The sequence below is a fragment of the Pseudomonas sp. 2hn genome, assembly GCF_019646095.1.
Lineage (GTDB): Bacteria > Pseudomonadota > Gammaproteobacteria > Pseudomonadales > Pseudomonadaceae > Aquipseudomonas > Aquipseudomonas peradeniyensis.
This window is the reverse complement of sequence record NZ_CP081016.1, coordinates 2,210,994-2,234,297: the sequence shown is the minus strand read 5'-3', so window position 1 is coordinate 2,234,297 and position 23,304 is coordinate 2,210,994. Positions and strand designations below refer to the sequence as shown.

The window sequence follows — 23,304 nt, the reverse complement described above, 5'->3', positions numbered from 1 at the left end:
TTACCTAAACGCTCAAGATATAGCGTTTCGAGTGGCAGATCGACAAAACGGTCTGTTTTGTATCGTTGGTTGGATGACAAATCAGCCAACGCATACGTCCACCTACCCAGAGAGCACTACAATTTTCATCTGGGTGAAGAGGCACACTTTTCGAGTAGAGGCATAAGTAGCGAGTACTTTTCTTATACCCACAATTTTCGACTCCCCATAAAAAAATCCAGTCACCGCTAAGTGACTGGATTCTTTGGAGTATTTTGGTCGGGACGGAGTGATTCGAACACTCGACCCCTTGCACCCCATGCAAGTGCGCTACCGGGCTGCGCTACGCCCCGACATCATTCTCGATACCGCTGAGAACGTTGAAGAATTTAACCTAACCTTTTGAATAATGGAAGCTTTTTTTCAAAAATTTCCACTCGTCGCCAACCAGGTCACTTCTTCAGAACCACCAACACATCCTCCAACTCCGCAATCATCTGCCGAATCAGCTGCTTGTACTGGCTGGACTCATCCTTGACCTCATCACTGGAGAGCCGTAACCGCGCCCCGCCAATGGTAAAGCCCTGGTCATACAGCAAAGCGCGGATCTGGCGGATCATCAGCACGTCCTGGCGCTGATAATACCGCCGGTTGCCACGGCGCTTCACCGGGTTGAGCTGCGGAAATTCCTGCTCCCAGTAGCGCAGCACGTGCGGTTTTACCGCACAGAGCTCGCTGACTTCACCGATGGTGAAGTAGCGTTTGCCCGGGATGGGGGGCAGCTCGTCGTTATGGCTTGGTTCCAGCATAGGCCTCTACCCGGGCTTTCAGCTTCTGCCCTGGACGAAAGGTGACGACGCGGCGCGCGGTGATCGGGATCTCTTCCCCTGTTTTAGGGTTGCGGCCCGGCCGCTGGCGTTTGTCGCGAAGGTCGAAGTTACCGAAACCGGACAACTTGACCTGCTCGTTGTCTTCAAGCGCGTGCCGAATTTCTTCGAAAAACAGCTCGACCAGCTCCTTGGCCTCACGCTTGTTAAGCCCCAGCTCCTCGTACAGCCTTTCGGCCATCTCAGCTTTCGTCAGAGCACCCATGCCGTTATTTCCTTAACGTGGTGTTCAACCTTTGTTCAAGCGAGGTGAGGATGGTTTGCAGGGTTTCATTCACCTCATCGTCGTTAAGAGTGCGCGATGGATGTTGCCAGGTCAAGCCGACGGCCAGGCTTTTTCTATCAGGATCAATGCCTTTACCCTGGTAGACGTCAAACAGCCTGAGGTCTGTGAGCCATTCGCCTGCATTGTCACGAATTACTTCAAGCACCGAGCTAGAAGCCACATCACGACCTGCGATCAAGGCCAGGTCACGGCGGGTTTCCGGGAACTTGGACAGCTCGCTGAACTTCGGCAGGCGCCCTTCCACGACATCCCCAAGCACCAGCTCGAAGACGAACACCGGGCGGTCGAGGCCGAGGGTCTTGGCCAGCTCCGGGTGGATGGCGCCGAGGTAGCCGACTTCCTTGCCGTCGCGCTCGATGCGGGCGGTCTGGCCTGGGTGCAGGGCTGGGTGCTTGCCGGCGACGAAGCTGAAGTCGCTCAGGGCACCGGAGTAGCCCAGCAGGGCTTCCACGTCGGCTTTGACGTCGAAGAAGTCGATGCCGTCGCGACCGTTGGCCCAGCCTTCTGGCTGGCGGCTGCCGGTGACGACGCCGGCGATCATCGGCTGCTGCTTGAGGTCACCGAGCTGGCCGACGAAGCGCAGGCCGCTTTCGAACAGGCGCACGCGGTCTTGCTGGCGGTTGAGGTTGTGCTGCATCGCCTTGACCAGGCCCGGCCACAGCGAGGCGCGCATGGCGGCCATGTCGCTGGAGATGGGGTTGGCCAGCAGCAGCGGCTCGACGCCTGGGGTGAACAGCTCGAACAGTTTCGGGTCGATGAAGCTGTAGGTGATGGCTTCCTGGTAGCCGCGGGCAACCAGCAGGCGGCGCAGGTTCGGCAGCTCGCCGCGGGTTTCCGGGCGGGCTTGCGGGGCCAGGCGGGCCTGCGGGTAGCGGACCGGCAGGTTGTTGTAGCCGTACAGGCGGGCCAGCTCTTCGATCAGGTCGACTTCCAGGCTGACGTCGAAGCGGTGGCTTGGGACGGTGACAGTCCACTCCCCCGCCCCATTGGCACTGGTTTTCAGCTCCAGGGCGTTGAGCAGTTGCTCGACCTGGGCGGCGTCCATCTGCATGCCGAGCATCTGGGTGATGCGTTCGGCGCGCAGGGTGATCGGCGCGATATTCGGCAGGTGCTGCTCGCTCACGGTCTCGACTACGGGGCCTGCTTCGCCGCCAACGATCTCGAGGATCAGGGCGGTGGCGCGCTCCATGGCTTCACGGGCCAGTTGCGAGTCCACGCCGCGCTCGTAGCGGTGCGAGGCGTCGGTGTGCAGGCCGTAGGAACGGGCCTTGCCGGCGACGGAGATCGGCTCGAAGAAGGCACTCTCGAGGAACAGGTCGCGGGTCTTCTCGGTGTTGACGCCGCTGTGCTCGCCACCCATTACGCCGGCAATGGCCAGGGCGCGGGTGTGGTCGGCGATCACCAGGGTGTCGGCGCGCAGGGCGACTTCCTGGCCGTCCAGCAGGACCAGCTTCTCGCCCTCCTCGGCCATGCGTACGCGGATGCCGCCGTTGATTTCGGCGAGATCGAAGGCGTGCATCGGCTGGCCGAGTTCGAGCATCACGTAGTTGGTGATGTCGACGGCGGCGTCGATGCTGCGCACGTCGCTGCGGCGCAGGCGCTCGACCATCCACAGCGGGGTCGGCTTGCTCAGGTCAACGTTGCGGATCACGCGGCCCAGGTAGCGTGGGCAGGCGGCCGGGGCGCTGACTTCGACCGGGCGCACTTCGTCGTGGGCGGCCGGTACGGCTGGCACCACCGGGCGGGTGACCGGCACGTCGTACAGGGCGCTGACGTCACGGGCAAGGCCCGCCAGGGACAGGCAGTCGCCGCGGTTCGGGGTCAGGCCGATCTCGATGCTGGCGTCGTCGAGGTTCAGGTACTTGCGAATGTCTTCGCCAACCGGGGCGTCAGCCGCCAGTTCCAGCAGGCCGTCGTTCTCTTCGCTGATCTGCAGCTCGGAAGCCGAGCAGAGCATGCCGAACGACTCGACGCCGCGCAGCTTGGCTTTCTTGATCTTGAAGTCGCCCGGCAGTTCGGCGCCGATCATGGCGAACGGGATCTTGATGCCTGGGCGGGCATTCGGGGCGCCGCAGACCACCTGGAAGGTCTCTGCGCCGTTGCTCACCTGGCACACGCGCAGCTTGTCGGCGTCCGGGTGTTGTTCGGTGGTGAGGATCTCGCCCACCACGATGCCGCTGAACTGGCCGGCAGCGGGGGTCACGCTGTCGACTTCGAGGCCGGCCATGGACAGGCGGGCAACCAGTTCGTCACGGGAGACTTGCGGGTTTACCCAACCGCGCAGCCACTGTTCACTGAATTTCATGCTGTTCTCCTGAAAGTTGCGTCGATTGGGCCTAGCGGAATTGAGCCAAGAACCGCAGGTCGTTGTCGAAGAACAGACGCAAATCGTTGACGCCATAGCGCAGCATGGCCAGGCGCTCGGCGCCCATGCCGAAGGCGAAGCCCTGGAACTCTTCCGGGTCGATGCCGGACATGCGCAGCACGTTCGGGTGGACCATGCCGCAGCCCATCACTTCCAGCCAGCCGGTCTGCTTGCACACGCGGCAGCCCTTGCCGGAACACATCACGCACTGGATGTCGACTTCGGCGGACGGCTCGGTGAAGGGGAAGAACGACGGGCGGAAGCGCACGGCCAGTTCTTTCTCGAAGAACACCCGCAGGAACTCTTCGATGGTGCCCTTGAGGTCGGCGAAGTTGATGCCGCGGTCGATCAGCAGGCCTTCGACCTGGTGGAACATCGGCGAGTGGGTGATATCCGAGTCGCAACGGTACACACGGCCTGGGCAGACGATGCGGATCGGCGGCTGGGTGCTTTCCATGGTGCGGACCTGTACCGGCGAGGTGTGGGTGCGCAGCAGCATGTTGGCGTTGAAATAGAAGGTGTCATGCATCGCCCGGGCCGGGTGGTGGCCGGGGATGTTGAGCGCTTCGAAGTTGTGGTAGTCGTCTTCGACCTCGGGGCCTTCGGCGATGCCGTAGCCGATGTGGGTGAAGAACTGCTCGATGCGCTCGAGGGTACGGGTGATCGGGTGCAGCCCGCCGGTGGTCTGGCCACGGCCTGGCAGGGTGACGTCGATGCATTCGGCGGCCAGGCGAGCGTTGAGCTCAGCCTCTTCAAAACCGGCCTTGCGTGCGTTGAGCACGTCGGTGACGCGTTCCTTGGCGTCGTTGATCAGCGCGCCAACCTTGGGGCGCTCTTCGGCTGGCAGGTTGCCCAGGGTCTTCATCACCTGGGTCAGCTCGCCTTTCTTGCCGAGGAATTGAACCCGGATCTGTTCCAGGGTAGTGATGTCTTCAGCGCGTTCCACGGCCTCGAGGGCTTGGGCGACCAGCGCGTCCAGGTTTTCCATGTACAGACTCCAGATACGAAAATAGGGGAAGAGCTTTTGAAGGCTCTTCCCCTATCCGATGACGTTTTACACCCGACGGCGCAGGCGCCGCCGGATGATTGTCGTGGGTACTTAAGCCAGTACGGCTTTAGCCTTCTCGACAATCGCAGCAAACGCCGCTTTTTCGTTCACTGCCAGATCGGCCAGAACCTTACGGTCGATTTCGATCGACGCCTTTTTCAGGCCAGCAATCAGACGGCTGTACGACAGACCGTTGGTGCGGGCACCGGCGTTGATACGAGCGATCCACAGTGCGCGGAACTGACGCTTCTTCTGGCGACGGTCGCGGTAGGCGTATTGGCCTGCCTTGATGACCGCTTGCTTGGCTACACGGAATACGCGCGAACGTGCACCGTAGTAACCTTTAGCCAGTTTCAGAATTTTTTTGTGACGCTTACGAGCGATAACGCCGCGCTTAACACGAGCCATGAGTAACTTCCTCTATCTTAACCAGAATTAACGAACGCGCAGCATGCGCTCGACTTTTGCCACGTCAGACGGGTGCAGCAGGCTGGCACCGCGCAGTTGACGCTTACGCTTGGTCGACATTTTGGTCAGGATGTGGCTCTTGAAAGCGTGCTTGTGCTTGAAGCCGGAAGCCGTCTTCAGGAAGCGCTTCGCAGCACCGCTCTTGGTTTTCATCTTTGGCATGTTGGAACTCCGCATTCGAATAAAAATTACACAATAATCATCAGGCCTGCCGTGCCCGGGAGATTACTTCTTCTTTTTGGGGGCGATGACCATCATAAGCTGGCGTCCTTCCATCTTCGGATGCTGCTCAACGGTGCCGTATTCGGCGAGGTCGGTTTCGACCCGCTTCAACAGCTCCATGCCCAGCTCCTGGTGGGCCATCTCACGGCCGCGGAATCTCAGAGAGATCTTGGCCTTGTCCCCATCGCTAAGGAAACGTACCAGGTTGCGTAGTTTTACCTGGTAATCCCCTTCTTCCGTCCCTGGACGAAACTTGATTTCTTTGATCTGGATCTGCTTCTGGTTCTTCTTGGCTTCGTTGGCCTGCTTCTTCTTCTCGAAGAGGTGCTTGCCGTAGTCCATCACCTTGCAGACGGGCGGTACCGCGTCTGCAGAGATTTCCACCAGATCCAGCTTCGCTTCATCAGCGATACGCAGCGCTTCATCAATCGAGACGATGCCAATCTGCTCGCCGTCAGCACCAATTAACCGAACCTCGCGTGCCGAGATATTCTCGTTGATCGGGGCTTTCGGTGCAGTTCGTTTATCGTTTCTCATTTCACGCTTAATAGTCATTACTCCGATTCTTGGCGACCACGCCGGGAAACCGCTTGCGACAGCAGCTCAGCGAACTGCGCGACGGGCATCGAGCCCAGGTCAGCGCCTTCGCGGGTGCGCACAGCGACGGTTTGCGTTTCGACTTCGCGATCCCCTATAACCAAAAGATAAGGGACCCGCAGCAACGTATGCTCGCGGATTTTAAAGCCGATCTTCTCATTTCTCAAGTCCGACTTGGCACGGAATCCGCTACCGTTCAGGGCTTTTTCCACCTCGAGGGCGAAATCGGCCTGCTTGTCGGTGATGTTCATGATCACGGCTTGGGTCGGGGCGAGCCAGGCCGGGAACACGCCGGCGTAGTGCTCGATGAGCATGCCGATGAAGCGCTCGAACGAACCGAGGATGGCGCGGTGCAGCATCACCGGGCGCACGCGGCTGTTGTCTTCGGCGATGTAGCTGGCGTCCAGGCGCTCGGGCAGGTTCGGGTCGTACTGCAGGGTGCCGCACTGCCAGTTACGGCCGAGGCAGTCGCGCAGGGTGAACTCGATCTTCGGACCGTAGAACGCGCCCTCGCCCGGCTGGTATTCCCACTCCAGGCCCGATTCGTTCAGGGCGTCGGCCAGCGCGCCTTCGGCGCGGTCCCACAGCTCTTCGGAGCCCACGCGCTTGGCCGGGCGGGTCGAGAGCTTCATGGCGACGTCGGTGAAACCGAAGTCCTTGTACACATCCAGGGTCAGCTTGATGAAGTCGGCGGCTTCTTTCTTCACCTGGTCTTCGGTGCAGAAGATGTGCGCGTCGTCTTGCACGAAGCCACGCACGCGCATGATGCCGTGCAGGGCACCGGACGGCTCGTTGCGGTGGCAGGCACCGAACTCGGCCAGGCGCAGCGGCAGGTCGCGGTAGGATTTGAGGCCCTGGTTGAACACCTGCACGTGGCACGGGCAGTTCATCGGTTTTACCGCGTAGTCGCGGTTTTCCGACGAAGTGGTGAACATGTTCTCGGCGTAGTTGGACCAGTGGCCGGAACGCTCCCAGAGGATGCGATCGACGACCTGCGGGGTCTTGATTTCCTGGTAGCCGTTTTCACGCTGGACCTGGCGCATGTACTGCTCAAGCACCTGGTACACGGTCCAGCCGTTGGCGTGCCAGAACACCATGCCCGGGGCTTCTTCCTGCAGGTGGAACAGGTCGAGCTGCTTGCCGATCTTGCGGTGGTCGCGTTTTTCGGCTTCTTCGATGCGCTGGATGTAGGCGGCCAGCTGCTTCTTGTCGGCCCAGGCGGTGCCGTACACGCGTTGCAGCTGCTCGTTCTTGGCATCGCCGCGCCAGTAGGCGCCGCTCAGCTTGGTCAGCTTGAACGCTTTCAGGAAGCGGGTGTTCGGCACGTGCGGGCCACGGCACATGTCGACGTATTCTTCGTGGTAGTACAGGCCCATGGCCTGTTCATCCGGCATGTCCTCGACCAGGCGCAGCTTGTAGTCTTCGCCACGCTGGGTGAACACGTCGATGACTTCGGCGCGCGGGGTCATCTTCTTGACGACGTCGTAATCCGTGTCGATCAGCTGCTGCATGCGCTTTTCGATGGCGGCGAGGTCGTCCGGGGTGAAGGGACGCTCGTAGGCGATGTCGTAATAGAAGCCTTCGTCGATCACCGGGCCGATCACCATGCGGGCGGTCGGGTACAGCTGCTTCACCGCGTGGCCGATCAGGTGGGCGCACGAGTGACGGATGATCTCCAGTCCCTCTTCATCTTTAGGGGTGATGATCTGCAGAGTGGCGTCGTGGTCGATCTTGTCGCAGGCATCGACGAGCTTGCCGTCGACCTTGCCGGCCAGGGTGGCCTTGGCCAGGCCCGCACCAATGGATGCGGCGACTTCGGCTACGGATACCGGCTGGTCGAACGTGCGTTGACTGCCATCGGGAAGAGTAATAACGGGCATGGCGCCTCCTCTCCTAGTGGTGACCCCTACCAAAGGTCACGTGGGTTGGGATGAGCCAGTACAAGATCCGCCCTGCCTTTCCCGCGGGAAAGCCTGCCTCACAGTGGCAGAGACCTTTCGGCCTGCCAGGGTCGAACCAGAGTGACTGGAAGGTAAAAGTTGCAGGCTGCCAGTGGCGAGCCGCAAGCCGAGCATGCTAGCACGCGGGTTGCACCGGGTCGCAGAAATATTTGGAAATTACGTTGCCGGGGTGAACTTGTACGGAAAATTTCCTATCAGACCTTCTGAAGCAACCTACTCTTGATGAGACCTTTACCCAAGGAGTGTTCGGTTATGCGACTTCAGTCCCTTCTGGCTGCCTGCGCCGCAAGCGCCCTGCTGCTGCCGCTGGCTGCCAACGCAGGCAATTTCCCCGCCGGTAAGGAAGCGCACTACATGACCCAGTGCCAACAGGTGGCGAGCGGCCAGGGCGTGGACGCGGCGACGGCGAAGAAACACTGCGAGTGTGGCGCCCAAGCCATCAAGAAGAATTTCAACGACAAGGAGATCGAGGACCTCGACAGCCAGGACGGCGTTGACGCCAAACTGATGCAGAAGGCCCAGCAGGTGGTTCAGGCCACCTGCAAGCCGAAATAACCAGGGTTAGCGGGCCATTGCACGCATCTTTTGCGCTGGATCAACATCCTGCGAAGGTAAAAGGCGCTAGATACGCAGAAATGGACTATAGTGTCGTCGGTGCTACTGAAGCCACGGCGACATCGCACCCCGATAAAAAATCATGTTTCTGGAGATTCACCCCATGTCCAATCGCCAAACCGGCACCGTCAAGTGGTTCAACGATGAGAAAGGCTTCGGCTTCATCACTCCTCAAGGCGGCGGCGACGACCTGTTCGTACACTTCAAGGCTATCGAAACCGACGGTTTCAAAAGCCTGAAAGAAGGCCAAACTGTTTCCTTCGTCGCCGAAAAAGGCCAGAAGGGCATGCAGGCTGCGCAGGTTCGTCCGGAGTAATTTTCGGATAGCTGCAAAAAAACCCGCCACTTGTGGCGGGTTTTTTATTGCCTGCCAGGACAACACGGCCCCGCTGCCGGCCTCGCGGCTGAAGCCGCTCCTGCAGACGAGCGCGTACCCCGCCCCTGCTTTCTCTCCTCCCGTGCACCGCCCCGTCGAACCCTGACTATCGTTCAGCACTGCTGTCGATTTTCGCCAACCCCGTTCGACTACCCAGCACACCCACCCGAGGAGATTCATCCCATGCGCAAGCTCATCGTCGCCGCCTTCATCACCCTCGACGGCGTCATGCAGGCCCCCGGCGGTCCGCAGGAGGACACCAGCGGCGGCTTCACCCGTGGCGGCTGGATCCCGCCGTTGGCCGACGAGGCCTTCGGCCAGGCCATGCAGACCTTGTTCAGCCAACCGTTCGAACTGCTGCTGGGGCGGCGCACCTACGACATCTTCGCCGGGTTCTGGCCAGAAGTCGGGCCCGAGGCGCCGGATCGTCCGTTGGCCGACTTGTTCAATGGCGTGGCCAAGCATGTCGCCACCCACCGCCCCGAATCCATCGACTGGCAAAACAGCCACCCGTTGGGCGCCGATGTGACAGGCGCGGTGCGCGCGCTCAAGCAACAGGAGGGCCCGGCGCTGCTGACCCAGGGCAGCGGTGAACTGGTACGCCAGCTGCTGGCGGCCGGGCTGGTGGACGAGCTGCGCCTGCTGATCCATCCCCTGCTGCTGGGGCGCGGCAAGCGCCTGTTCGGTGACGATGCACGGGCCGCAGCCTTCAAGCTGGTGGAATCGAGCAGCACGCCCAACGGGGTGCTGCTGGCCCATTACGTGCGCAGCGGCGAGGTGCAGACAGGATCGTTCTGAGCCCGGTCAGTCGAGCAGGCGGGCGATGGCGTTGGCGAAGCCTTGCGGGTCTTCGAGCATCATCAGGTGCCCCACACGCGGCAGCACGGTAAAACTGGCCGCCTGCTCCTCGGCCCAGCCCGGTACATCCCAGCCAGCCCGCGAATGTTCGCCGGCGACCAGATGCACCGGTTTCGTGGCGAACAACGTGCGCAGCTCCGTCAGGTAGCCTGGTACGCCGGTCACCGCGACCACCGAGCGCGCCATGGCCTGCAGCGTGCCCGCGCCCTGGTGGGCCAGCCACTGGTCCGCCAGGACCAGGCGCCCAGGATCGGCCATGATGCCGGAGCGCGCCAGCCAGGCAGAGGCATCGTCACGATAACCTTGCAGCAATGCCTCGGCCTCGTTTGGGACCATACGCGCCACCGACGCCGACCAGAACGCATCCTTCAAGGTGAAATTGCCCTCGACACTGATCACGCTCGCCACACTGGCCGGATAGCGCCGGGCAAACAGCATCGCCACCACCCCGCCCACGGAGTGGCCGAGCAGGTGCACATAGGGCAGGTTGCGCGCCAGCAGGATCCGCCGCAGGTGTTCGACCTGGGCGTCGATGTCGACCAGCGTCGACGGCGTGTCGTCCAGGCTGCCGTAGCCGAGCAGGTCCGGGGCAAACACCTTCCTGGGTCGCAGGGTGCGCTGAAACGTCGGGTGATCCAGGCAGCCGATCAGGCCATTGACCATTACCACGGGCGTATCCATTGCCATTGCCTGCCTCGACACTGTGCTTGCGGGAAGCCCGCAGCATGCGACCTGCCATGGTGATTTAACAGCACAATCCCCTTGCGTCGCGCCAATCAGTGTTTTCCCGGACGCCCTTGTTACGATTGCCGCCACCGGCATGCTCGACCTGCACAGCGGCGAGCTGGGCGCGCTGTTCGTGCTGCCGTCGTTCATGGGCCGGGGCATCGCCCGCAGGATGGTCGAACACCTCGAAGGCATCGCCCGGGCCGAGGGCCTGGAAACGACCCATCTGGATGCCACCCTCAACGCCGCCGCGTTCTATCGCAACTGCGGCTACGTCGGCGACGCGTTATCGACCTACCAGTCGCCCTTTGGCCTCGAACTGTCCTGCATCCCCATGCGCAAGGCCATGGCCCGGGTATAAGATCAGAGCCCCCTGCCCCGGAGACCCGTCCCATGCTGCCCACCGCCGCCTCCCAGCACAGTGTCCGCCGCGTTCGCTTGCAGGCCCTGCGCGGGCGGGTCGGCCTGGGGCTGGTGGCCGGGCTGTCGGTGCTGGCCGGCATGACCGATGCCATCGGCCTGCTGGCGCTGGGCGACTTCGTCTCGTTCATGAGTGGCAACACCACGCGCCTGGCGGTGGCCATCAGCCAGGCGGACCTAGCGCTGATCCTGCGCCTGGCCCTGGCGATCCTCGGTTTCGTGCTGGGCAACACCCTGGGCGTCCTGCTGGCCCGGCGCCTGAACCGGCGCGCCGCGCCCTTGCTGCTGATCGTCGCCACCCTGCTGGCCTTCGCCGCGGCCTGGCCGGCATCGATCACCTTCCCCGCGCTGATCGCGGCCACCCTGGCCATGGGCATGCTCAACGCCGTGGTCGAGCAGGTGAACGGCCTGCCGATTGGCCTGACCTACGTCACCGGCGCGCTGTCGCGCTTCGGTCGTGGCCTGGGACGCTGGTTGCTGGGTGAGCGGCGCGATGGCTGGCGGGTGCAGTTGGTGCCCTGGAGCGGCATGCTGCTGGGCGCCGCGCTCGGCGCCTGGCTGCAGCAGCGGCTTGGCTTGCAGGCGCTGGCGGCCAGTTGCGGCCTGGCTTGTCTGCTGGCACTGGTGACGGTGTTCATTCCGCGGGCCTGGCAACTGGGCTACATGCCGCGTTGAGCGCATCGCCGAACCGACACTCACGTGGATACCTGCGACAACAGAAAATATTTTTCTGAATATGTCGCCTTTACACTTGCTTTGCATTTGCGAACCATTACCATTCGCGACCTCACAACAACAAATGAGTCGCATTCGATGGCCAAGAAGTCCGTTGCCCCAGTGTCCCTGTCGATGCTGGGCCTGCTGGTCACCCCTGCCCTTCATGCTGAAAACAAAGACCCGCTCGCCCTGCCGGCGACTTCGGTGACCGGCGCCTACGAACAGCAGAGCTACAAGGCCAGCGAGAGCAAGAGCGCGCTGAAGATCGACGCCCCGCTGCGTGACATCCCGCAGACCGTCAACGTGGTGCCCGAGAGCGTGATCAAGGACCAGGGCGCCCAATCCATGGAAGACGTGCTCAAGAACGTGCCCGGGGTCGGCCTGTCCAACGGCGATGGCCAGCGCGACCAGGTGACCATCCGCGGTTTCAGCGCCATTGGCGACATGTACATCGACGGCGTGCGCGACGACGCCCTGTACTTTCGCGACCTCTCCAACATCGAGCGGGTCGAGGTCATCAAGGGGCCGGCCGCCGTGCTCTATGGCCGTGGTTCGTCGGGCGGCCTGATCAACAGCATCAGCAAGAAACCCGGCTTCGCCCCCAAGCAGGAAGTCGGCGTGAGCTTCGACAGCGAGGGCAAGCGCCGCACCCAGTTCGACAGCGGCTGGGCCGACCCGCAAGGCAACCAGGCGTATCGTATCACCGGCGCCTTCGAAGACAGCGACACCTTCCGCGATGACGGCTACATCGATCGCAAGGCCATTGCGCCGTCGGCCTACTTCAAACTGTCCGACGACCTGGAACTGAACCTCGGCGCAACCTACCTGTACGACAAGCGCCTGATCGACTTCGGCATCCCCGCGCTGGGCAACCGTCCGGTAGACGTCAGCCGCGACAAGCGTTTCGGTTCGGGCAACGCGTCCCAGGACTATGCGCGCAGCGAAGTGTTCTCGTTTACCGCCAGCCTGGACTACCGCATCAACGACGCGCTCACCCTGACCAACACCAGCCGCTACTACCGCTACGACCTGGACCGCAACAACACCCTGGCCGACAGCAGCCCGACACGCTTCGTCACCGCGCCCGACGGTGAACTGCTGGTCAAGCTCAATCGCGGCAACGTGGCCCGCGACGAGTCCGGCGTGTTCAACCAGACCGAGCTCAAGCAGCAGGCGCAACTGGCCGGCATGCAGCACAACCTGCTGTATGGCGTGGAGGTGGGTTTCCAGGACAAATACCAGCGTGTCTACAGCCAGAACAACGTCGCCCGCGTGCCGGTGTACCGCGACGCCCTGGTGGCAGTGCCGGAACACGCCGCCAACCTGTCCTCCGAAGGTACCAACTACCAGCAGACCAGCGGCTTCTACGTGCAGGACCTGATCGAACTGACCTCGCAGTGGAAGGCGCTGCTGGGCGTGCGCTACGACATCTTCGGCCAGGAGTACAACGACGCCCGGGTGCAGAACGTCGACCTCGACCGCACCGACAAGACCTGGAGCCCACGCGCCGGCCTGGTCTACCAGCCTGACCAGGTGCAGTCCTACTACGTGTCGGTCAGCCGCAGCTACCAGCCTTCAGGCGAGGTGTTCGCGGTATCGCCGACCAATGCAGGCCTGGAACCCGAGGAGACCACCAACTACGAGGTGGGCGCCAAGTGGGACCTGCTCGACAGTCGCCTGTCGCTGACCGCCGCGGTGTTCCGCCTCGAACGCACCAACATGAAGACCGCCGACCCGAGCAATCCCAACCTCACCATCCTGGCCGGTGAACAACGCACCGACGGCTTCGAGGCCACCCTCAGCGGCCAGTTGAGCGACAAGTGGCAGATCTATGCCGGCTACGCCTATCTGGATGCCGAGATCACCAAGTCCAACAGCAAGACCAACGGCGTCGCCAACGAAGGCCAGGTGCCCACCCTGACACCACGCAACAGCGCCAACGTCTGGCTGGTGCGCACCCTCACCCCCGAATGGCGCGTGGCCGCCGGCGCCAACTACGTCGACGAGCGCTACACCGCGCTGGACAACAACGTGGTGATGCCCGGCTACACCACCTTCGATGCCGCGTTGTTGTACAGCGTGCAGCACTGGGATGCGGCCTTGCGCCTGAAGAACGCCTTCGACCGCGACTACTACGCCTCGGCCCATGGTTCGGTGGACCTGATCACCCCGGGTGCGCCACGAACCCTTGAGGCCAGTGTCAATTACCGGTTCTGACCTGCCGACTGTAGGAACGGGTTTGTTCTGCGAACACCAGCCTTTACTGGGTTGGCCTCATCGCGGGTCAAGCCCGCTCTCATGGAACAAAACATAATTCTTTGATTTGACTGGGGCAGCGTGGGAGCGGGCTTGCCCCGCGATGCGGCGTTTGGCACCGGCTTCGCCGGTGATCGCGGGGCAAGCCCGCTCCCACGCTGGAACCCTGTTCCCTGCACGACAGCGCGGCCCGGAGGCTGTGTGATCTCCTACAGGGTATGCGTGTGCTTCGATAGTCACTATCGAGCGCAGCAATTTCCAAAGCATCGACGTGGCCAATAACCTGAGCTCATCGATTCGACACCCTCGAATCCCAGGCTCACGGAACCGCCCCGATGAACACTACCGCCCGCCTCCTCCTCGCCGCCCTGGCCATCGCCGTGCTGAGCGGCTGTGCCAATCATCCCGAGCTGCGCCCCTATACCGCCGAGGAAACCCGCCAGCTGCAACTCGAGGCGTTGCAGCGTCAGGGCCTGAGCCTGGAGGAGTACGAGCAGCGCAAATTGGCTGTATCGCGCGCCGGCCGCCCGCAGGTGGTGACCGACGCCGCCAGGGCCAGGACCGCGATCAGCGGTTGATCTCGACCTCCTCCAGGAACGCCAGCAGGTGCTCGTTGAACGATACCGGCGCTTCCTCCATGACGAAGTGCCCACAACCCGGCAGGATCACGCCGCGCACCGAGTCGGCGTGGCCCTGCATCGTCAGCAGCGGCGCATCACCCGTGGCATGCTCGGCACCGATCGCCAGCACCGGCATGGACAGCGGCGTCCTGGCGCGTTCGAGGTTCTGCCGGATGGTCTCGGGGATCGCCCGGTAATAGGCGAAGCCCGCCCGCATTCCGCCCGGCGAGGCGTAGGCGCGGATATAGACATCCGCCGCCACCGCGTGCCGACGCACCGCCCAGCGATCGAACATGAAGTTGAGGTAGCCCTCCTCGCGTCCGGCGATCAGGAATTCCGGCAAGTCGCGCACCTGGTTGAACAGGAAATGCCAGAGGAAGCTGTTCTCCTGCGGCGCCACGAAGATCGGCGGTGCCTCGGCCAGGCCGGGAATCACCGCCTCGGCCACCGTCAACGAACGGACCGCCTGCGGCAGGTCGCTGGCCATGGCATAGGCCACCCACATCCCCACGTCGTGACCGACCAGGTGGTAGCGCTCATGCCCCAGCCGGGTCATGGCGGCATGCAGCACACGGGCGACGTTGCCGGTGTCGTAGCCCTGCTCGGGACGGTCCGAATCCCCCAGCCCAGGCGGATCGATGGCGATGGCGCGAAAGCCCCGCGCAGCCAGGATCGGCAGGACATGGCGCCAGGCATACCAGGTCTGCGGCCAGCCCGGTACCAATAGCACCGGCTCGCCCGCACCGGCCACGACACAGTGCAGACGCTGGCCCTCTACCTGCACATAGACATGCTCGAAGGCATCGCCCAAGGTCTCGACGGACAAGCTCATACCCGTACCTCCTTGTCGATACCCAGCATGCGCTGGATCTGCCGGGCGTCGATCGGCGCGCCGGCGAAGTCGTCGAACACCTGGTCGGTGACCTGGATGATATGGCGGTTGATGAACTCGACGCCTTCACGGGCGCCGTCCTCCTGGTTCTTCAGGCAGCACTCCCACTCCAGGGTCGCCCAGCCGGCGAAGTCGTATTGCGCGAGCTTGGAGAAAATCGCCTTGAAGTCCACCTGGCCATCGCCCAGCGAGCGGAAGCGCCCGGCACGCTCGGTCCAGTCGCTGTAGCCACCGTACAGGCCCTGCCGGCCGCTCGGATTGAACTCGGCGTCCTTGACGTGAAACATGCGGATCAACGGATGGTAGAGGTCCAGGTAGGCCAGGTAGTCGAGTTGCTGCAGGACGAAATGGCTGGGGTCGAAGAGGATGCGGCAGCGCGGGTGTTCACCCACCAGGGCATGGAAACGCTCGAAGCTGGTGCCGTCGTGCAGGTCCTCGGCCGGGTGGATCTCGAAACACAGGTTGACGCCCTGCTCGTCGCAGCAGTCGAGGATCGGCCGCCAGCGCCGCGCCAGCTCCTCGAAAGCGGCCTCTACCAGGCCCTGGGGGCGCTGCGGGAACGGGAACAGGTAGGGCCAGGCCAGCGCGCCGGAGAACGTACCCATGTCGTCCAGGCCCAGGTTGCGGCTGGCCCGCGCCGCCAGTTTCATCTGCTCGATCGCCCAGGCGGTGCGCTCCGCTGGGTGCCCGGCCAACGCGGCCGGGGCAAAGGCGTCGCACATCGGGTCATAGGCCGGGTGCACGGCGACCAGCTGGCCGATCAGATGGGTGGTCAGCTCGCTGACCTGCAAGCCGCGCTCGGCCAGACGGCCCTTGATCTCATCGCAGTAACCCTTGCTCTGCGCGGCCAGTTCCAGATCGAACAGCCGGGCATCCCAGGCCGGCACCTGCAAGCCCTTGAAGCCAAGCCCCGCGGCCCAATCGGCAATGCTGTCCAGGCTGTCGAACGGCGGTTTGTCACTGCTGAACTGCGCGAGGTGCAGGCTCGGTCCCTTGAGTGTTCGCATGATGTCATCCTATTATTTGTTGATCGACAAACAATAGGATCGAACGACGCTGTCCGTCAATCGCAAATTGGCTAGAATGCGCGTTTTGCGTATTCAGGCAGACGAGCGATGGCAGGGCGACCTCGGGAATTCGACAAGCAACAGGCGCTGCGCAAGGCGATGCGGCTGTTCTGGGAACACGGCTACGAAGGCACCTCGATGTCGGCCCTAGTGTCCGCGCTGGGCATCGCCTCCGCGCGTATCTACGCGGCCTTCGGCAGCAAGCAGAAGCTGTTCGAGGAGGCCGTGGCCTTGTACGAGTCAGCCGAGGGTGGCTTCGCTGACCGCGCCCTGGCCCTGCCGGATATCCATCAGGCCCTGGCGCGGATGCTCGAGGACGCCATCAGCACCTATACCCGCGTCGACGAGCCCAGGGGCTGCCTGGTGGTCAGCGCCGCCAGCGGCGTGGCGCCGGACAACCTGGCCGTCCAGCAGTGGTTGTCCGGGCACCGCCGGCAGCGCACCGAGTCGATCGTCGAGCGCCTGCGCCAGGCCCGCGAACAAGGGCAGTTGCCGGCCGACACGCAGGTCGAGGCTCTCGGCCACTTCTATGCCACCTTCCTCCACGGCATTTCCGTGCAGGCCCGCGACGGCGTACCTGCGCACGATCTACGCGAGGCAAGCCGCCAGGCCTTGACCCTGCTGCCGAACACCCAGGGCTGACGCATTCACCTGTAGGAGCGGCCTCGTGCCGCGAAAGGGCCGCACAGCGGCCCCGGCAATTTCGACTGCGAAGCTGAAATCCTGGGGCCGCTACGCAGCCCTTTCGCGGCACAAGGCCGCTCCTACAGGGATCGCGTGAGGCCGTTTACCTCGGGCACGGCAAAGCTGTTAGCCTTGCCCTGTTCAGGTCACCACGGACAGCCCATGGCCAACCACAAGATCGAGATCCGCCGGCGCAACGTCGAGAAGATCCTGCAAGCCGCCGAACAGGTGTTCGCCGACAAGGGCTACGGCGCCACCTCCATGGGTGATATCGCCGAGCGGGCGCAACTGCCGCGCTCCAACCTGCACTACTACTTCAGCACCAAGGACGAACTGTACCGCGCCGTGCTGCAGGACCTGCTGGATGTATGGAAGCAGGACGCCCTGTGCTTTGAGCACTTCGACGACCCGCGGGTGGTGCTGACCAGCTACATCCGCGCCAAGATGGGCCACTCGCGCTCAAGGCCGCTGGGCTCGAAGATCTGGGCCGAGGAGATGCTCCATGGCGCCCCGCTGCTCGGCGCCAGCCTGGACAAAATCCTGGTGCCCTGGGCGCAGCTCAAGCAAGCGAAGATCCGCAGCTGGGTCGAGGACCGGCGCATCCTGCCGGTGGAGCCCTCGGCGCTGCTGTACATGATCTGGGCCGCGACCCAGCACTACGCCGACTTCGGTTATCAGGTCAACCTGCTCAATGGCGGCGAGCCGCTGTCCGACCTGGCGTTCGAGCAGGCGGTGCAGACCGTCACCGGCGTCATCCTGCGCGGTATCGGCCTGGAGCCTTAGCGGCCCAGGTGCTCGCACAGGAAGTCGATGAACACCCGGGTCTTGTGCGGCACATGGTTGCCGTTGGGGTAGACCACGCTGATCGGCTGCGCCGGCAGGCTGTAGTCCGGCAGCACCCGCCGCAACCTGCCGGCATCCAGATCCTCCTCGACCAGCCAGGCGGGCAGCACCGCCACGCCCAGCGCGGCGCAGGCCATCGCGCGGATGGCGTGGGACGCATTGGACTGGTAGGCCGCCCTGCCCACCACGCTCACGCTGCCCGTCCGCGCGCCGTGCAAGGTCCAGCTGGTCGGGCTGTGCAGGTTGCTGTTGGCGATCCAGGGCACATCCGCAAGGTCCGCGGGCTCGGAGATGGCATGACGAGCGAGAAACGCCGGTGAGGCCACCAGCAGGATGTCGTAGTCGGCCAGCTTGCGGCTGCGCAGGTTCGAGTCCGTTAGGGCGCCGAGGCGCACCACCAGGTCGAGCCGTTCGGCAATCAGGTCGCTCAGCGACGAGTCGGTCTCGTAGCTGATCGACAGCGCCGGGTAGCGCTCGGCGAACAGCGGGATCAGCGGCAGGATGAAGCGCTCGCCGTACTCCCCGGTGGTACTGATGCGCAGCCTGCCCGATACGCCGTTGTGCCGACGCAGCACACTGTCGAAGGCGCCTTCGACATCGCTGATGATCACCTTGAAATCGTCGTAGAAGCCCTGGCCGGTTTCGGTCGGGGCGACGGCGCGGGTACTGCGCGCCAGCAGCGTCACGCCCAGGGCCTGCTCCAGTGCCTTGACGTGCTGGCTGGCCATGGCTTTGCTGATGCCGAGAAAGTCCGCCGCCTTGGTGAAGGAGCCGAAATCGACCACCGCCAGAAACGTCTGCACCCGGTTAAGCTGGGTGTGGAGGGCCGTGCGCGGCATTGTTCACTTCCATCAAACAGAGTTTCAAGGGTAGCGACATCGACACGGACAGTCCACGGCACCTACGCTGCGCGCCGAAAAGGAGTGGCAATGACGTACCGGTATCGCGTGGCAACGATCTTCCTGATGGGCTTTTTCATCGACTGCATCAACCTGTTCATGCCGACCGTGGCGTTGCCGCGGATCGCGGCCGAGTTCGCCATTGGCAACGCCAGCAGCGCCTGGGTCGGCAATGCCTACATGCTCGGGCTGACCCTGGCCGTGCCGGTGAGCACCTGGCTGGCGAGCCGCTGGGGCGCGCGGCGCCTGCTGTGCGCCGCCATGCTGGGGTTCAGCGTGGCCGTGTGGGGCTGCGGCGAAGCCGCAAGCTTCGCCGCGCTGATCACCTGGCGCCTGCTCCAGGGCATGGCCGGTGGCTTGCTTATCCTGGTGGGGCAAGCGCTGACCTTCTAGCGGTTCCAGGGCCTGGAGCGCGCCCGCGTGTCCACCCTGGTGATACCTGACCTTCACCCTGGCCGCGCTGCTGGGGCTGACGCCACTGCTGTCACTGAACACACTGCCCAAGGAGAACCATGCCCATGCCTGAACACGCGATTGCCCGCGCCGAACGCAGCATTCACCACGTCCACGAACTGATCCAGATGGTCTTCACCCGCCCGGCGGCCGAGACCCACTCGGTGCTCGGTGGGCTGATGGCGGTGTTCGCCGATGATTTCAGCATGGTCGGCACGACAGGCACGCTGGTGAGCCGCCCGCAGGTCGAGCAATTGTTCAAGGGGGCCGCCGGGACCAGGCCAGGATTGCAGATCACGATCAGCGATGTGCAACGGGTGTGGCAGGTCGGGTTGAATGTGGCGATGCGCTACAAGGAAACCCACCGTTCGCAGGGCATGACGCAGGCGCGCTGGTCGCTGGCTTTGCTCGAATGCAGCGACCGCGGGGTGGTGTGGCGCTGCCTGCATGAAACCGCGATTGCCTAGGCGATTGCGCGTCTGCAGCCCCGGCCAATCAATCAGACATGGCTTGTTCCACAGCGCCATGGGTGCGCTCGAACTGCAGCGGCGTCACTGTCACGTGACCTCGTGCCAGCTCCGCCATTTCGCTGCCGGGCTCATCCTCGGTGCGGTGATTGTTCAGCTGCAACCAGTGGTACTCGAAGTGTCGCGGGTCGACCTCGGTACGCACCGAGACGCTGTTCAACGGCCCGACACCCTGGCGCGTCACCTTCAACGGCCGGACGGCCTCCAGGGCACAATCAGGGAAGTTGACGTTGAGGCAGGCATCGACCGGCCACGGCATATCCAGCACGCCGAGAATCACCTCGGGCGCCAGGTTCAGGCCGATGTCCCAGGGCACCGCGTCGCGGTCGCTGTAGGCCTGGCTGAGGGCGATCGAGCGTACCCCCAGCAGCAGCCCGGTCATCGCCGCGCCGACCGTTCCGGAGAATACGGTTTCAGTGCCCAGGTTCGCCCCACGGTTGATACCGGATAACACCAGGTCAGGCCTGGCGTCCTTGAGCAGATGCCCCAGCGCCAGCGCCACGCAGTCACCCGGCGTGCCGGTGACGGCGAAGCGCCGCTCGCCATGGCTGCTGACCCGCAGCGGGGCATGCAGGCTCAGCGAATGGGAGGTGCCGCTCTGGTCGCGGTGCGGCGCCACTACCCACACCTCCCTGGCCAGCCTGGCCGCCACCTGTTCCAGCACGGCCAGGCCGGGCGCGTCGATGCCATCGTCGTTGGTCAACAGAATGCGTTCGAATCGGTAGGTCATGGTTCATCCTGTGAAGTTGCCGGTCAAAGGTGCCCCGGCAACGATAGCTCAGACATGCTCCTCCACGCGCCCGACCGCGCGCACGCCCTGCTTCCAGTCGAGCCCATCGGCGCAGCTGGCGGCGTGGCGACCATTTATGTCCAACGCGGAGGTGAAGAAGAACTGGCCAACCGTCAGCTCGCCCACCGCATGGATCTGCCGGGTGCTGCCGGTCCGCCCCTGCACGCGATAGCTCGTCGGGTCGATGCAGATCCCCCCCTGCGGGTGGCGGGTCACCGTGCCGTTTTCCAGCAGCGTGGCGAGCAACGGCGAGTCGAGCAGGTCGGCGTCGCGCGGAGAGCCGATGGCATGGATCAGCCGGTCGTAGACATGGCGCCAGCCGCTGCCCTGCACGACCAACCCGTCGCCGCCCTGGTGCGGCGCGGCGAATGACCCGGCGACGAACTCCAGTTGGCCACTGCGCAGGTAGCTGAGGATCTTGCGCGCATTCTGCGCCGGGATGGAGACCCGATAGGCCATGAAGAAACTGAAGTACTCGCGCAGGAAGCGCGCCTGCGCGGCATCGTCCAGTGCCTGCCAGATGTCTTCGACGAAACCGTTGGTGGCATAGAGGATCGCCTGCCAGGTCCGTGGTGAGCGGGCATGCTCGAGTTCAGCCTCGATGAAACCGGCGATGTCGGCCGGCGGCGCGGGCATGGGGATCACCGCGCTGGCCTTGCCCGGCTCCTGGAAAGCCAGTTCCTTGCGGAACAGGCCGACCAGGTCGCTGATCTGCAAGCGGCCGTTCTGCGCCACCAGCGCATGGATCCCTTCACGGGTCAGGTAGCGCAGCGTGACCGGCTCCTGGGTCCCCCGCACCACGGGAAAGTAACCACTGCGCGAATGCATGCGGATGGGGCCTCGATGCCCCCGTTCGATCAGGGCTATGACGGTATCGATGGCGCTCAGCCGTGCGCCGACCACCGCCACCCGCTCGTGGGGCGCCACCACGCGCAGCAGGCGGGAAACCGGATACGGCGTATCCAGCACCCGCGGGTCGCCGGACGGCTCCGGCTTCTTGCCCAGCGGGCCACAGCACAGCACGACCTTGCCGGTCGGCAGGCTGAGGCCACAGCGGGTACGCAGGGTTTCCACGCCATCGATCAGGTCGATCGCGCAGACCTCCGCCTGCAATTGCACCAGCTGGCAACCCAGGGTCGCGCCGCGCAGCACGATCTGCTTGAGCTGGTGCTGCAGGTAGATACCGAACAGGGCCCGAGGCGCGAATCCGTCCGCCTCGGGACGAAAATCGGGGTACGCGCGGCGCCAAGCCTGCGGGCTCTGCTGCAACCACTGCAGGAAATGCCCGGGCAGATGCGGGTATGGCGTGATAAGGCCGGTCCTGGTGTTGAGCAGGTTGCTCTCCAGGTCGGCCTCGTAGGCCGCGCCGCGTCCGAAATCATCCCGCTTCTCGAACAGGTGGATGACGCCTGCCGGCGCGCTGCCGGCGGCCACGCGGTCCAGATGGCGTTGCAGGAAGGCGATGGCCGTCGCGCCGCAGCCGACGATTGCAAAGGTGTTTTTCATCAACGTGCGTCCCTCTCCAGTAATGCTTCCCTGTCCACGGATTGCGTTCCAGCCTCAGGCGAGCTCGCCCAGGAAGGCCTTGATGCGCTCGGCACCGGCCAGGACCTTGCCGGCTTCGCCGGAGTACGACAGCCGGGCATGCCCCGCCGCGCCGAAGAAACTGCCGGGGATCAGGGCAACGCCGAAGTCCCTGAGCAGTACGTCGCAGAACGACTCGTCATCACCGATCACCTGCCCGCGGAACGACCGGCCCAGCGCCTGGCCGATATCGAGGAACAGGTAGAACGCTCCGGCAGGCTCGCAGAAGCGCAGCAACGGCGCACCGCGCAGCACCTCGAGCAAGGCCTGGCGCTGCCCGGCAAGACGCTGCCGGGCAGCGATGGAGAACGCCTGGTCACCCTCCAGCGCCGCCGTCGCCGCCGCCGCCGCGGGGGCCGGCAGGTTGGAGATCGAGTTGGAGTTGAGCGTGGTGACCGCGTCGGCGATCCGCCGGTCCGCCGCCAGCAGGCCGACCCGCCACCCCGGCATGCCATAGAGCTTGGAGACGCTGTCGATCTTGATGATGCGCCCGGCCAGATCCGGCGCCACCGTCAGCAGGTCGGGACAGCTGTCCATGTCGTAGACGAAGCGCTGGTAGACGTCATCGCAAATGATCCAGACGTCATGATTGCGCAGCACTTGCGCCAGCCCCTGGAGTTCCTCGACCGAGTACACGGCACCCGTAGGATTGCCGGGGGAGTTGAGCAGCACCACCCGCACCTGTTCGTCGAGCGCCTGTTCCAGGGCCTGGGGGGACATCTTGTAGCCGCTGTGCGCGGTGCAGCGCACATCGACGACGCCCGCCCCGACCAGATCGGCGATATCGAAGTAGGTCGGCCAGCACGGGGTCGACACCAGCAGCTTGTCACCCGGGCGGATAATCGCCCGCAGCACGCTGAACAGCAGGTGCTTGGCGCCGAGGCCGGCGACCAGGTTGCGTTCGTCGAAATGCGCGTGGCCAAGGCGCCGCAGGTAGCCCAGGTAGGCCTTGAGCAATGCCGGGTCGCCACGGCTGGCGCCATAGCCGCCGGTGTCCTCGTGGGCCGCCCGCACTGCCGCCTCGAGGATATGGGGTGCCGGCAGGAACCCGGGCACGCCGACACCCAGGTCGATGACCGGCTGCGGCGCCTCCCTGACCTTCTGCGCCACCCCGAGGATCGGACAGAATCGCGCGAATTCCAGGTCTGCTGAAAGCGTAGGCAT

Annotated in this window: 26 protein-coding genes and 1 tRNA gene; 11 read left to right on the top strand and 16 right to left on the bottom strand. The window is 63.9% G+C overall.

Features of this window, described 5'->3' with window-relative positions; genetic code table 11:
* Positions 1 to 255 precede the first annotated feature (255 nt).
* The 9 genes from K2O50_RS10275 to thrS form a co-directional block, all read right to left on the bottom strand.
* Positions 256 to 332 (bottom strand) — tRNA-Pro (locus tag K2O50_RS10275).
* A gap of 99 nt (positions 333 to 431) precedes the next feature.
* Complete coding sequence (locus tag K2O50_RS10270; RefSeq protein WP_011533210.1) at positions 432 to 788, bottom strand: MerR family transcriptional regulator; 357 nt, start codon at positions 786 to 788, stop codon at positions 432 to 434.
* The gene (gene ihfA / locus K2O50_RS10265; protein WP_009394049.1) at positions 769 to 1,071 is read right to left on the bottom strand and encodes an integration host factor subunit alpha; all 303 of its coding nucleotides are present in this window, start codon (positions 1,069 to 1,071) and stop codon (positions 769 to 771) included. Before ihfA ends, K2O50_RS10270 begins: the two co-directional genes overlap by 20 nt.
* A gap of 4 nt (positions 1,072 to 1,075) precedes the next feature.
* A complete protein-coding gene (gene pheT, locus K2O50_RS10260; protein ID WP_050706419.1) occupies positions 1,076 to 3,457 on the bottom strand; it encodes a phenylalanine--tRNA ligase subunit beta in 2,382 nt (793 codons plus the stop codon).
* A 31-nt stretch (positions 3,458 to 3,488) separates the two neighbouring features.
* Positions 3,489 to 4,505, bottom strand: a complete 1,017-nt coding sequence (pheS, locus tag K2O50_RS10255) for a phenylalanine--tRNA ligase subunit alpha (protein ID WP_028691467.1) — start codon at positions 4,503 to 4,505, stop codon at positions 3,489 to 3,491.
* A 111-nt stretch (positions 4,506 to 4,616) separates the two neighbouring features.
* Complete coding sequence (rplT, locus tag K2O50_RS10250) at positions 4,617 to 4,973, bottom strand: 50S ribosomal protein L20 (RefSeq protein ID WP_003250671.1); 357 nt, start codon at positions 4,971 to 4,973, stop codon at positions 4,617 to 4,619.
* 27 nt (positions 4,974 to 5,000) lie between these two features.
* Complete coding sequence (gene rpmI / locus K2O50_RS10245; protein WP_003250667.1) at positions 5,001 to 5,195, bottom strand: 50S ribosomal protein L35; 195 nt, start codon at positions 5,193 to 5,195, stop codon at positions 5,001 to 5,003.
* 63 nt (positions 5,196 to 5,258) lie between these two features.
* Positions 5,259 to 5,810, bottom strand: a complete 552-nt coding sequence (gene infC, locus K2O50_RS10240; RefSeq protein ID WP_172402370.1) for a translation initiation factor IF-3 — start codon at positions 5,808 to 5,810, stop codon at positions 5,259 to 5,261.
* The gene (gene thrS / locus K2O50_RS10235; protein WP_028691465.1) at positions 5,810 to 7,732 is read right to left on the bottom strand and encodes a threonine--tRNA ligase; all 1,923 of its coding nucleotides are present in this window, start codon (positions 7,730 to 7,732) and stop codon (positions 5,810 to 5,812) included. Before thrS ends, infC begins: the two co-directional genes overlap by 1 nt.
* A 333-nt stretch (positions 7,733 to 8,065) precedes the next feature.
* On the opposite strand from thrS, the gene K2O50_RS10230 reads away from it, so the two are divergent.
* The 3 genes from K2O50_RS10230 (at position 8,066) to K2O50_RS10220 (ending at position 9,602) form a co-directional block, all read left to right on the top strand.
* The gene (locus K2O50_RS10230; protein WP_050706418.1) at positions 8,066 to 8,368 is read left to right on the top strand and encodes a hypothetical protein; all 303 of its coding nucleotides are present in this window, start codon (positions 8,066 to 8,068) and stop codon (positions 8,366 to 8,368) included.
* Between the two features lie 163 nt (positions 8,369 to 8,531).
* Positions 8,532 to 8,744, top strand: coding sequence for a cold-shock protein (locus K2O50_RS10225; RefSeq protein ID WP_007956027.1), 213 nt, complete (start codon positions 8,532 to 8,534; stop codon positions 8,742 to 8,744).
* 243 nt (positions 8,745 to 8,987) lie between these two features.
* Positions 8,988 to 9,602: a dihydrofolate reductase family protein gene (locus K2O50_RS10220; RefSeq protein WP_050706414.1), complete on the top strand. Its 615-nt coding sequence runs from the start codon at positions 8,988 to 8,990 to the stop codon at positions 9,600 to 9,602.
* Positions 9,603 to 9,608: 6 nt separating this feature from the next.
* Here K2O50_RS10220 and K2O50_RS10215 read toward each other — a convergent pair whose 3' ends face one another.
* On the bottom strand, positions 9,609 to 10,343 hold the full coding sequence (locus K2O50_RS10215; protein ID WP_220690009.1) for an alpha/beta fold hydrolase: 735 nt from the start codon (positions 10,341 to 10,343) through the stop codon (positions 9,609 to 9,611).
* Positions 10,344 to 10,482: 139 nt separating this feature from the next.
* Here K2O50_RS10215 and K2O50_RS10210 point away from each other — a divergent pair, with 139 nt between their 5' ends.
* The 4 genes from K2O50_RS10210 (at position 10,483) to K2O50_RS10195 (ending at position 14,359) form a co-directional block, all read left to right on the top strand.
* On the top strand, positions 10,483 to 10,749 hold the full coding sequence (locus K2O50_RS10210; RefSeq protein ID WP_050706413.1) for a GNAT family N-acetyltransferase: 267 nt from the start codon (positions 10,483 to 10,485) through the stop codon (positions 10,747 to 10,749).
* Positions 10,750 to 10,781: 32 nt separating this feature from the next.
* Positions 10,782 to 11,483, top strand: a complete 702-nt coding sequence (locus K2O50_RS10205) for a YoaK family protein (RefSeq protein WP_050706412.1) — start codon at positions 10,782 to 10,784, stop codon at positions 11,481 to 11,483.
* A gap of 138 nt (positions 11,484 to 11,621) precedes the next feature.
* Positions 11,622 to 13,742: a TonB-dependent siderophore receptor gene (locus tag K2O50_RS10200; protein WP_052896024.1), complete on the top strand. Its 2,121-nt coding sequence runs from the start codon at positions 11,622 to 11,624 to the stop codon at positions 13,740 to 13,742.
* 374 nt (positions 13,743 to 14,116) lie between these two features.
* Positions 14,117 to 14,359, top strand: a complete 243-nt coding sequence (locus K2O50_RS10195; RefSeq protein ID WP_050706411.1) for a hypothetical protein — start codon at positions 14,117 to 14,119, stop codon at positions 14,357 to 14,359.
* Here the strand turns inward: K2O50_RS10195 and K2O50_RS10190 are convergent.
* Together K2O50_RS10190 and K2O50_RS10185 are read right to left on the bottom strand one after the other, a co-directional pair.
* The gene (locus K2O50_RS10190) at positions 14,349 to 15,233 is read right to left on the bottom strand and encodes an alpha/beta fold hydrolase (protein ID WP_050706410.1); all 885 of its coding nucleotides are present in this window, start codon (positions 15,231 to 15,233) and stop codon (positions 14,349 to 14,351) included. The two genes, K2O50_RS10195 and K2O50_RS10190, sit on opposite strands and share 11 nt — an antisense overlap.
* Entirely contained in the window at positions 15,230 to 16,300 is a 1,071-nt protein-coding gene (locus K2O50_RS10185) for a sugar phosphate isomerase/epimerase (protein ID WP_050706409.1), read from the bottom strand. Before K2O50_RS10185 ends, K2O50_RS10190 begins: the two co-directional genes overlap by 4 nt.
* A 108-nt stretch (positions 16,301 to 16,408) precedes the next feature.
* Between K2O50_RS10185 and K2O50_RS10180 the strand changes: the two genes are divergently transcribed.
* Both K2O50_RS10180 and K2O50_RS10175 read left to right on the top strand, forming a co-directional pair.
* The gene (locus K2O50_RS10180; protein WP_050706408.1) at positions 16,409 to 17,002 is read left to right on the top strand and encodes a TetR/AcrR family transcriptional regulator; all 594 of its coding nucleotides are present in this window, start codon (positions 16,409 to 16,411) and stop codon (positions 17,000 to 17,002) included.
* Positions 17,003 to 17,206: 204 nt separating this feature from the next.
* On the top strand, positions 17,207 to 17,827 hold the full coding sequence (locus K2O50_RS10175) for a TetR/AcrR family transcriptional regulator (protein ID WP_050706407.1): 621 nt from the start codon (positions 17,207 to 17,209) through the stop codon (positions 17,825 to 17,827).
* Here K2O50_RS10175 and K2O50_RS10170 read toward each other — a convergent pair.
* The gene (locus tag K2O50_RS10170; protein ID WP_050706406.1) at positions 17,824 to 18,726 is read right to left on the bottom strand and encodes a LysR family transcriptional regulator; all 903 of its coding nucleotides are present in this window, start codon (positions 18,724 to 18,726) and stop codon (positions 17,824 to 17,826) included. The genes K2O50_RS10175 and K2O50_RS10170 overlap by 4 nt on opposite strands.
* Positions 18,727 to 18,816: 90 nt before the next feature.
* Here K2O50_RS10170 and K2O50_RS10165 point away from each other — a divergent pair, with 90 nt between their 5' ends.
* Together K2O50_RS10165 and K2O50_RS10160 are read left to right on the top strand one after the other, a co-directional pair.
* On the top strand, positions 18,817 to 19,179 hold the full coding sequence (locus K2O50_RS10165) for an MFS transporter (protein WP_050706405.1): 363 nt from the start codon (positions 18,817 to 18,819) through the stop codon (positions 19,177 to 19,179).
* Between the two features lie 125 nt (positions 19,180 to 19,304).
* The gene (locus K2O50_RS10160; RefSeq protein WP_052896022.1) at positions 19,305 to 19,706 is read left to right on the top strand and encodes a hypothetical protein; all 402 of its coding nucleotides are present in this window, start codon (positions 19,305 to 19,307) and stop codon (positions 19,704 to 19,706) included.
* A gap of 28 nt (positions 19,707 to 19,734) precedes the next feature.
* On the opposite strand, the gene surE is transcribed toward K2O50_RS10160, so the two are convergent.
* The 3 genes from surE to K2O50_RS10145 are packed head-to-tail and all read right to left on the bottom strand — an operon-like array spanning position 19,735 to position 23,304.
* Complete coding sequence (surE, locus tag K2O50_RS10155; RefSeq protein WP_050706403.1) at positions 19,735 to 20,496, bottom strand: 5'/3'-nucleotidase SurE; 762 nt, start codon at positions 20,494 to 20,496, stop codon at positions 19,735 to 19,737.
* A 48-nt stretch (positions 20,497 to 20,544) separates the two neighbouring features.
* On the bottom strand, positions 20,545 to 22,062 hold the full coding sequence (locus K2O50_RS10150) for an FAD/NAD(P)-binding protein (RefSeq protein WP_050706402.1): 1,518 nt from the start codon (positions 22,060 to 22,062) through the stop codon (positions 20,545 to 20,547).
* Between the two features lie 54 nt (positions 22,063 to 22,116).
* Complete coding sequence (locus K2O50_RS10145; RefSeq protein WP_052896019.1) at positions 22,117 to 23,304, bottom strand: pyridoxal phosphate-dependent aminotransferase; 1,188 nt, start codon at positions 23,302 to 23,304, stop codon at positions 22,117 to 22,119.

Excerpts from the sequence above, each read along its gene's own strand:
- K2O50_RS10270 (WP_011533210.1), bottom strand. The coding sequence starts at position 788 with ATGCTGGAACCAAGCCATAACGACGAGCTGCCCCCCATCCCGGGCAAA.
- ihfA (WP_009394049.1), bottom strand. The coding sequence starts at position 1,071 with ATGGGTGCTCTGACGAAAGCTGAGATGGCCGAAAGGCTGTACGAGGAG.
- pheT (WP_050706419.1), bottom strand. The coding sequence starts at position 3,457 with ATGAAATTCAGTGAACAGTGGCTGCGCGGTTGGGTAAACCCGCAAGTC.
- pheS (WP_028691467.1), bottom strand. The coding sequence starts at position 4,505 with ATGGAAAACCTGGACGCGCTGGTCGCCCAAGCCCTCGAGGCCGTGGAA.
- rplT (WP_003250671.1), bottom strand. The coding sequence starts at position 4,973 with ATGGCTCGTGTTAAGCGCGGCGTTATCGCTCGTAAGCGTCACAAAAAA.
- rpmI (WP_003250667.1), bottom strand. The coding sequence starts at position 5,195 with ATGCCAAAGATGAAAACCAAGAGCGGTGCTGCGAAGCGCTTCCTGAAG.
- infC (WP_172402370.1), bottom strand. The coding sequence starts at position 5,810 with ATGACTATTAAGCGTGAAATGAGAAACGATAAACGAACTGCACCGAAA.
- thrS (WP_028691465.1), bottom strand. The coding sequence starts at position 7,732 with ATGCCCGTTATTACTCTTCCCGATGGCAGTCAACGCACGTTCGACCAG.
- K2O50_RS10230 (WP_050706418.1), top strand. The coding sequence starts at position 8,066 with ATGCGACTTCAGTCCCTTCTGGCTGCCTGCGCCGCAAGCGCCCTGCTG.
- K2O50_RS10225 (WP_007956027.1), top strand. The coding sequence starts at position 8,532 with ATGTCCAATCGCCAAACCGGCACCGTCAAGTGGTTCAACGATGAGAAA.
- K2O50_RS10220 (WP_050706414.1), top strand. The coding sequence starts at position 8,988 with ATGCGCAAGCTCATCGTCGCCGCCTTCATCACCCTCGACGGCGTCATG.
- K2O50_RS10215 (WP_220690009.1), bottom strand. The coding sequence starts at position 10,343 with ATGGATACGCCCGTGGTAATGGTCAATGGCCTGATCGGCTGCCTGGAT.
- K2O50_RS10210 (WP_050706413.1), top strand. The coding sequence starts at position 10,483 with ATGCTCGACCTGCACAGCGGCGAGCTGGGCGCGCTGTTCGTGCTGCCG.
- K2O50_RS10205 (WP_050706412.1), top strand. The coding sequence starts at position 10,782 with ATGCTGCCCACCGCCGCCTCCCAGCACAGTGTCCGCCGCGTTCGCTTG.
- K2O50_RS10200 (WP_052896024.1), top strand. The coding sequence starts at position 11,622 with ATGGCCAAGAAGTCCGTTGCCCCAGTGTCCCTGTCGATGCTGGGCCTG.
- K2O50_RS10195 (WP_050706411.1), top strand. The coding sequence starts at position 14,117 with ATGAACACTACCGCCCGCCTCCTCCTCGCCGCCCTGGCCATCGCCGTG.
- K2O50_RS10190 (WP_050706410.1), bottom strand. The coding sequence starts at position 15,233 with ATGAGCTTGTCCGTCGAGACCTTGGGCGATGCCTTCGAGCATGTCTAT.
- K2O50_RS10185 (WP_050706409.1), bottom strand. The coding sequence starts at position 16,300 with ATGCGAACACTCAAGGGACCGAGCCTGCACCTCGCGCAGTTCAGCAGT.
- K2O50_RS10180 (WP_050706408.1), top strand. The coding sequence starts at position 16,409 with ATGGCAGGGCGACCTCGGGAATTCGACAAGCAACAGGCGCTGCGCAAG.
- K2O50_RS10175 (WP_050706407.1), top strand. The coding sequence starts at position 17,207 with ATGGCCAACCACAAGATCGAGATCCGCCGGCGCAACGTCGAGAAGATC.
- K2O50_RS10170 (WP_050706406.1), bottom strand. The coding sequence starts at position 18,726 with ATGCCGCGCACGGCCCTCCACACCCAGCTTAACCGGGTGCAGACGTTT.
- K2O50_RS10165 (WP_050706405.1), top strand. The coding sequence starts at position 18,817 with ATGACGTACCGGTATCGCGTGGCAACGATCTTCCTGATGGGCTTTTTC.
- K2O50_RS10160 (WP_052896022.1), top strand. The coding sequence starts at position 19,305 with ATGCCTGAACACGCGATTGCCCGCGCCGAACGCAGCATTCACCACGTC.
- surE (WP_050706403.1), bottom strand. The coding sequence starts at position 20,496 with ATGACCTACCGATTCGAACGCATTCTGTTGACCAACGACGATGGCATC.
- K2O50_RS10150 (WP_050706402.1), bottom strand. The coding sequence starts at position 22,062 with ATGAAAAACACCTTTGCAATCGTCGGCTGCGGCGCGACGGCCATCGCC.
- K2O50_RS10145 (WP_052896019.1), bottom strand. The coding sequence starts at position 23,304 with ATGCCTACGCTTTCAGCAGACCTGGAATTCGCGCGATTCTGTCCGATC.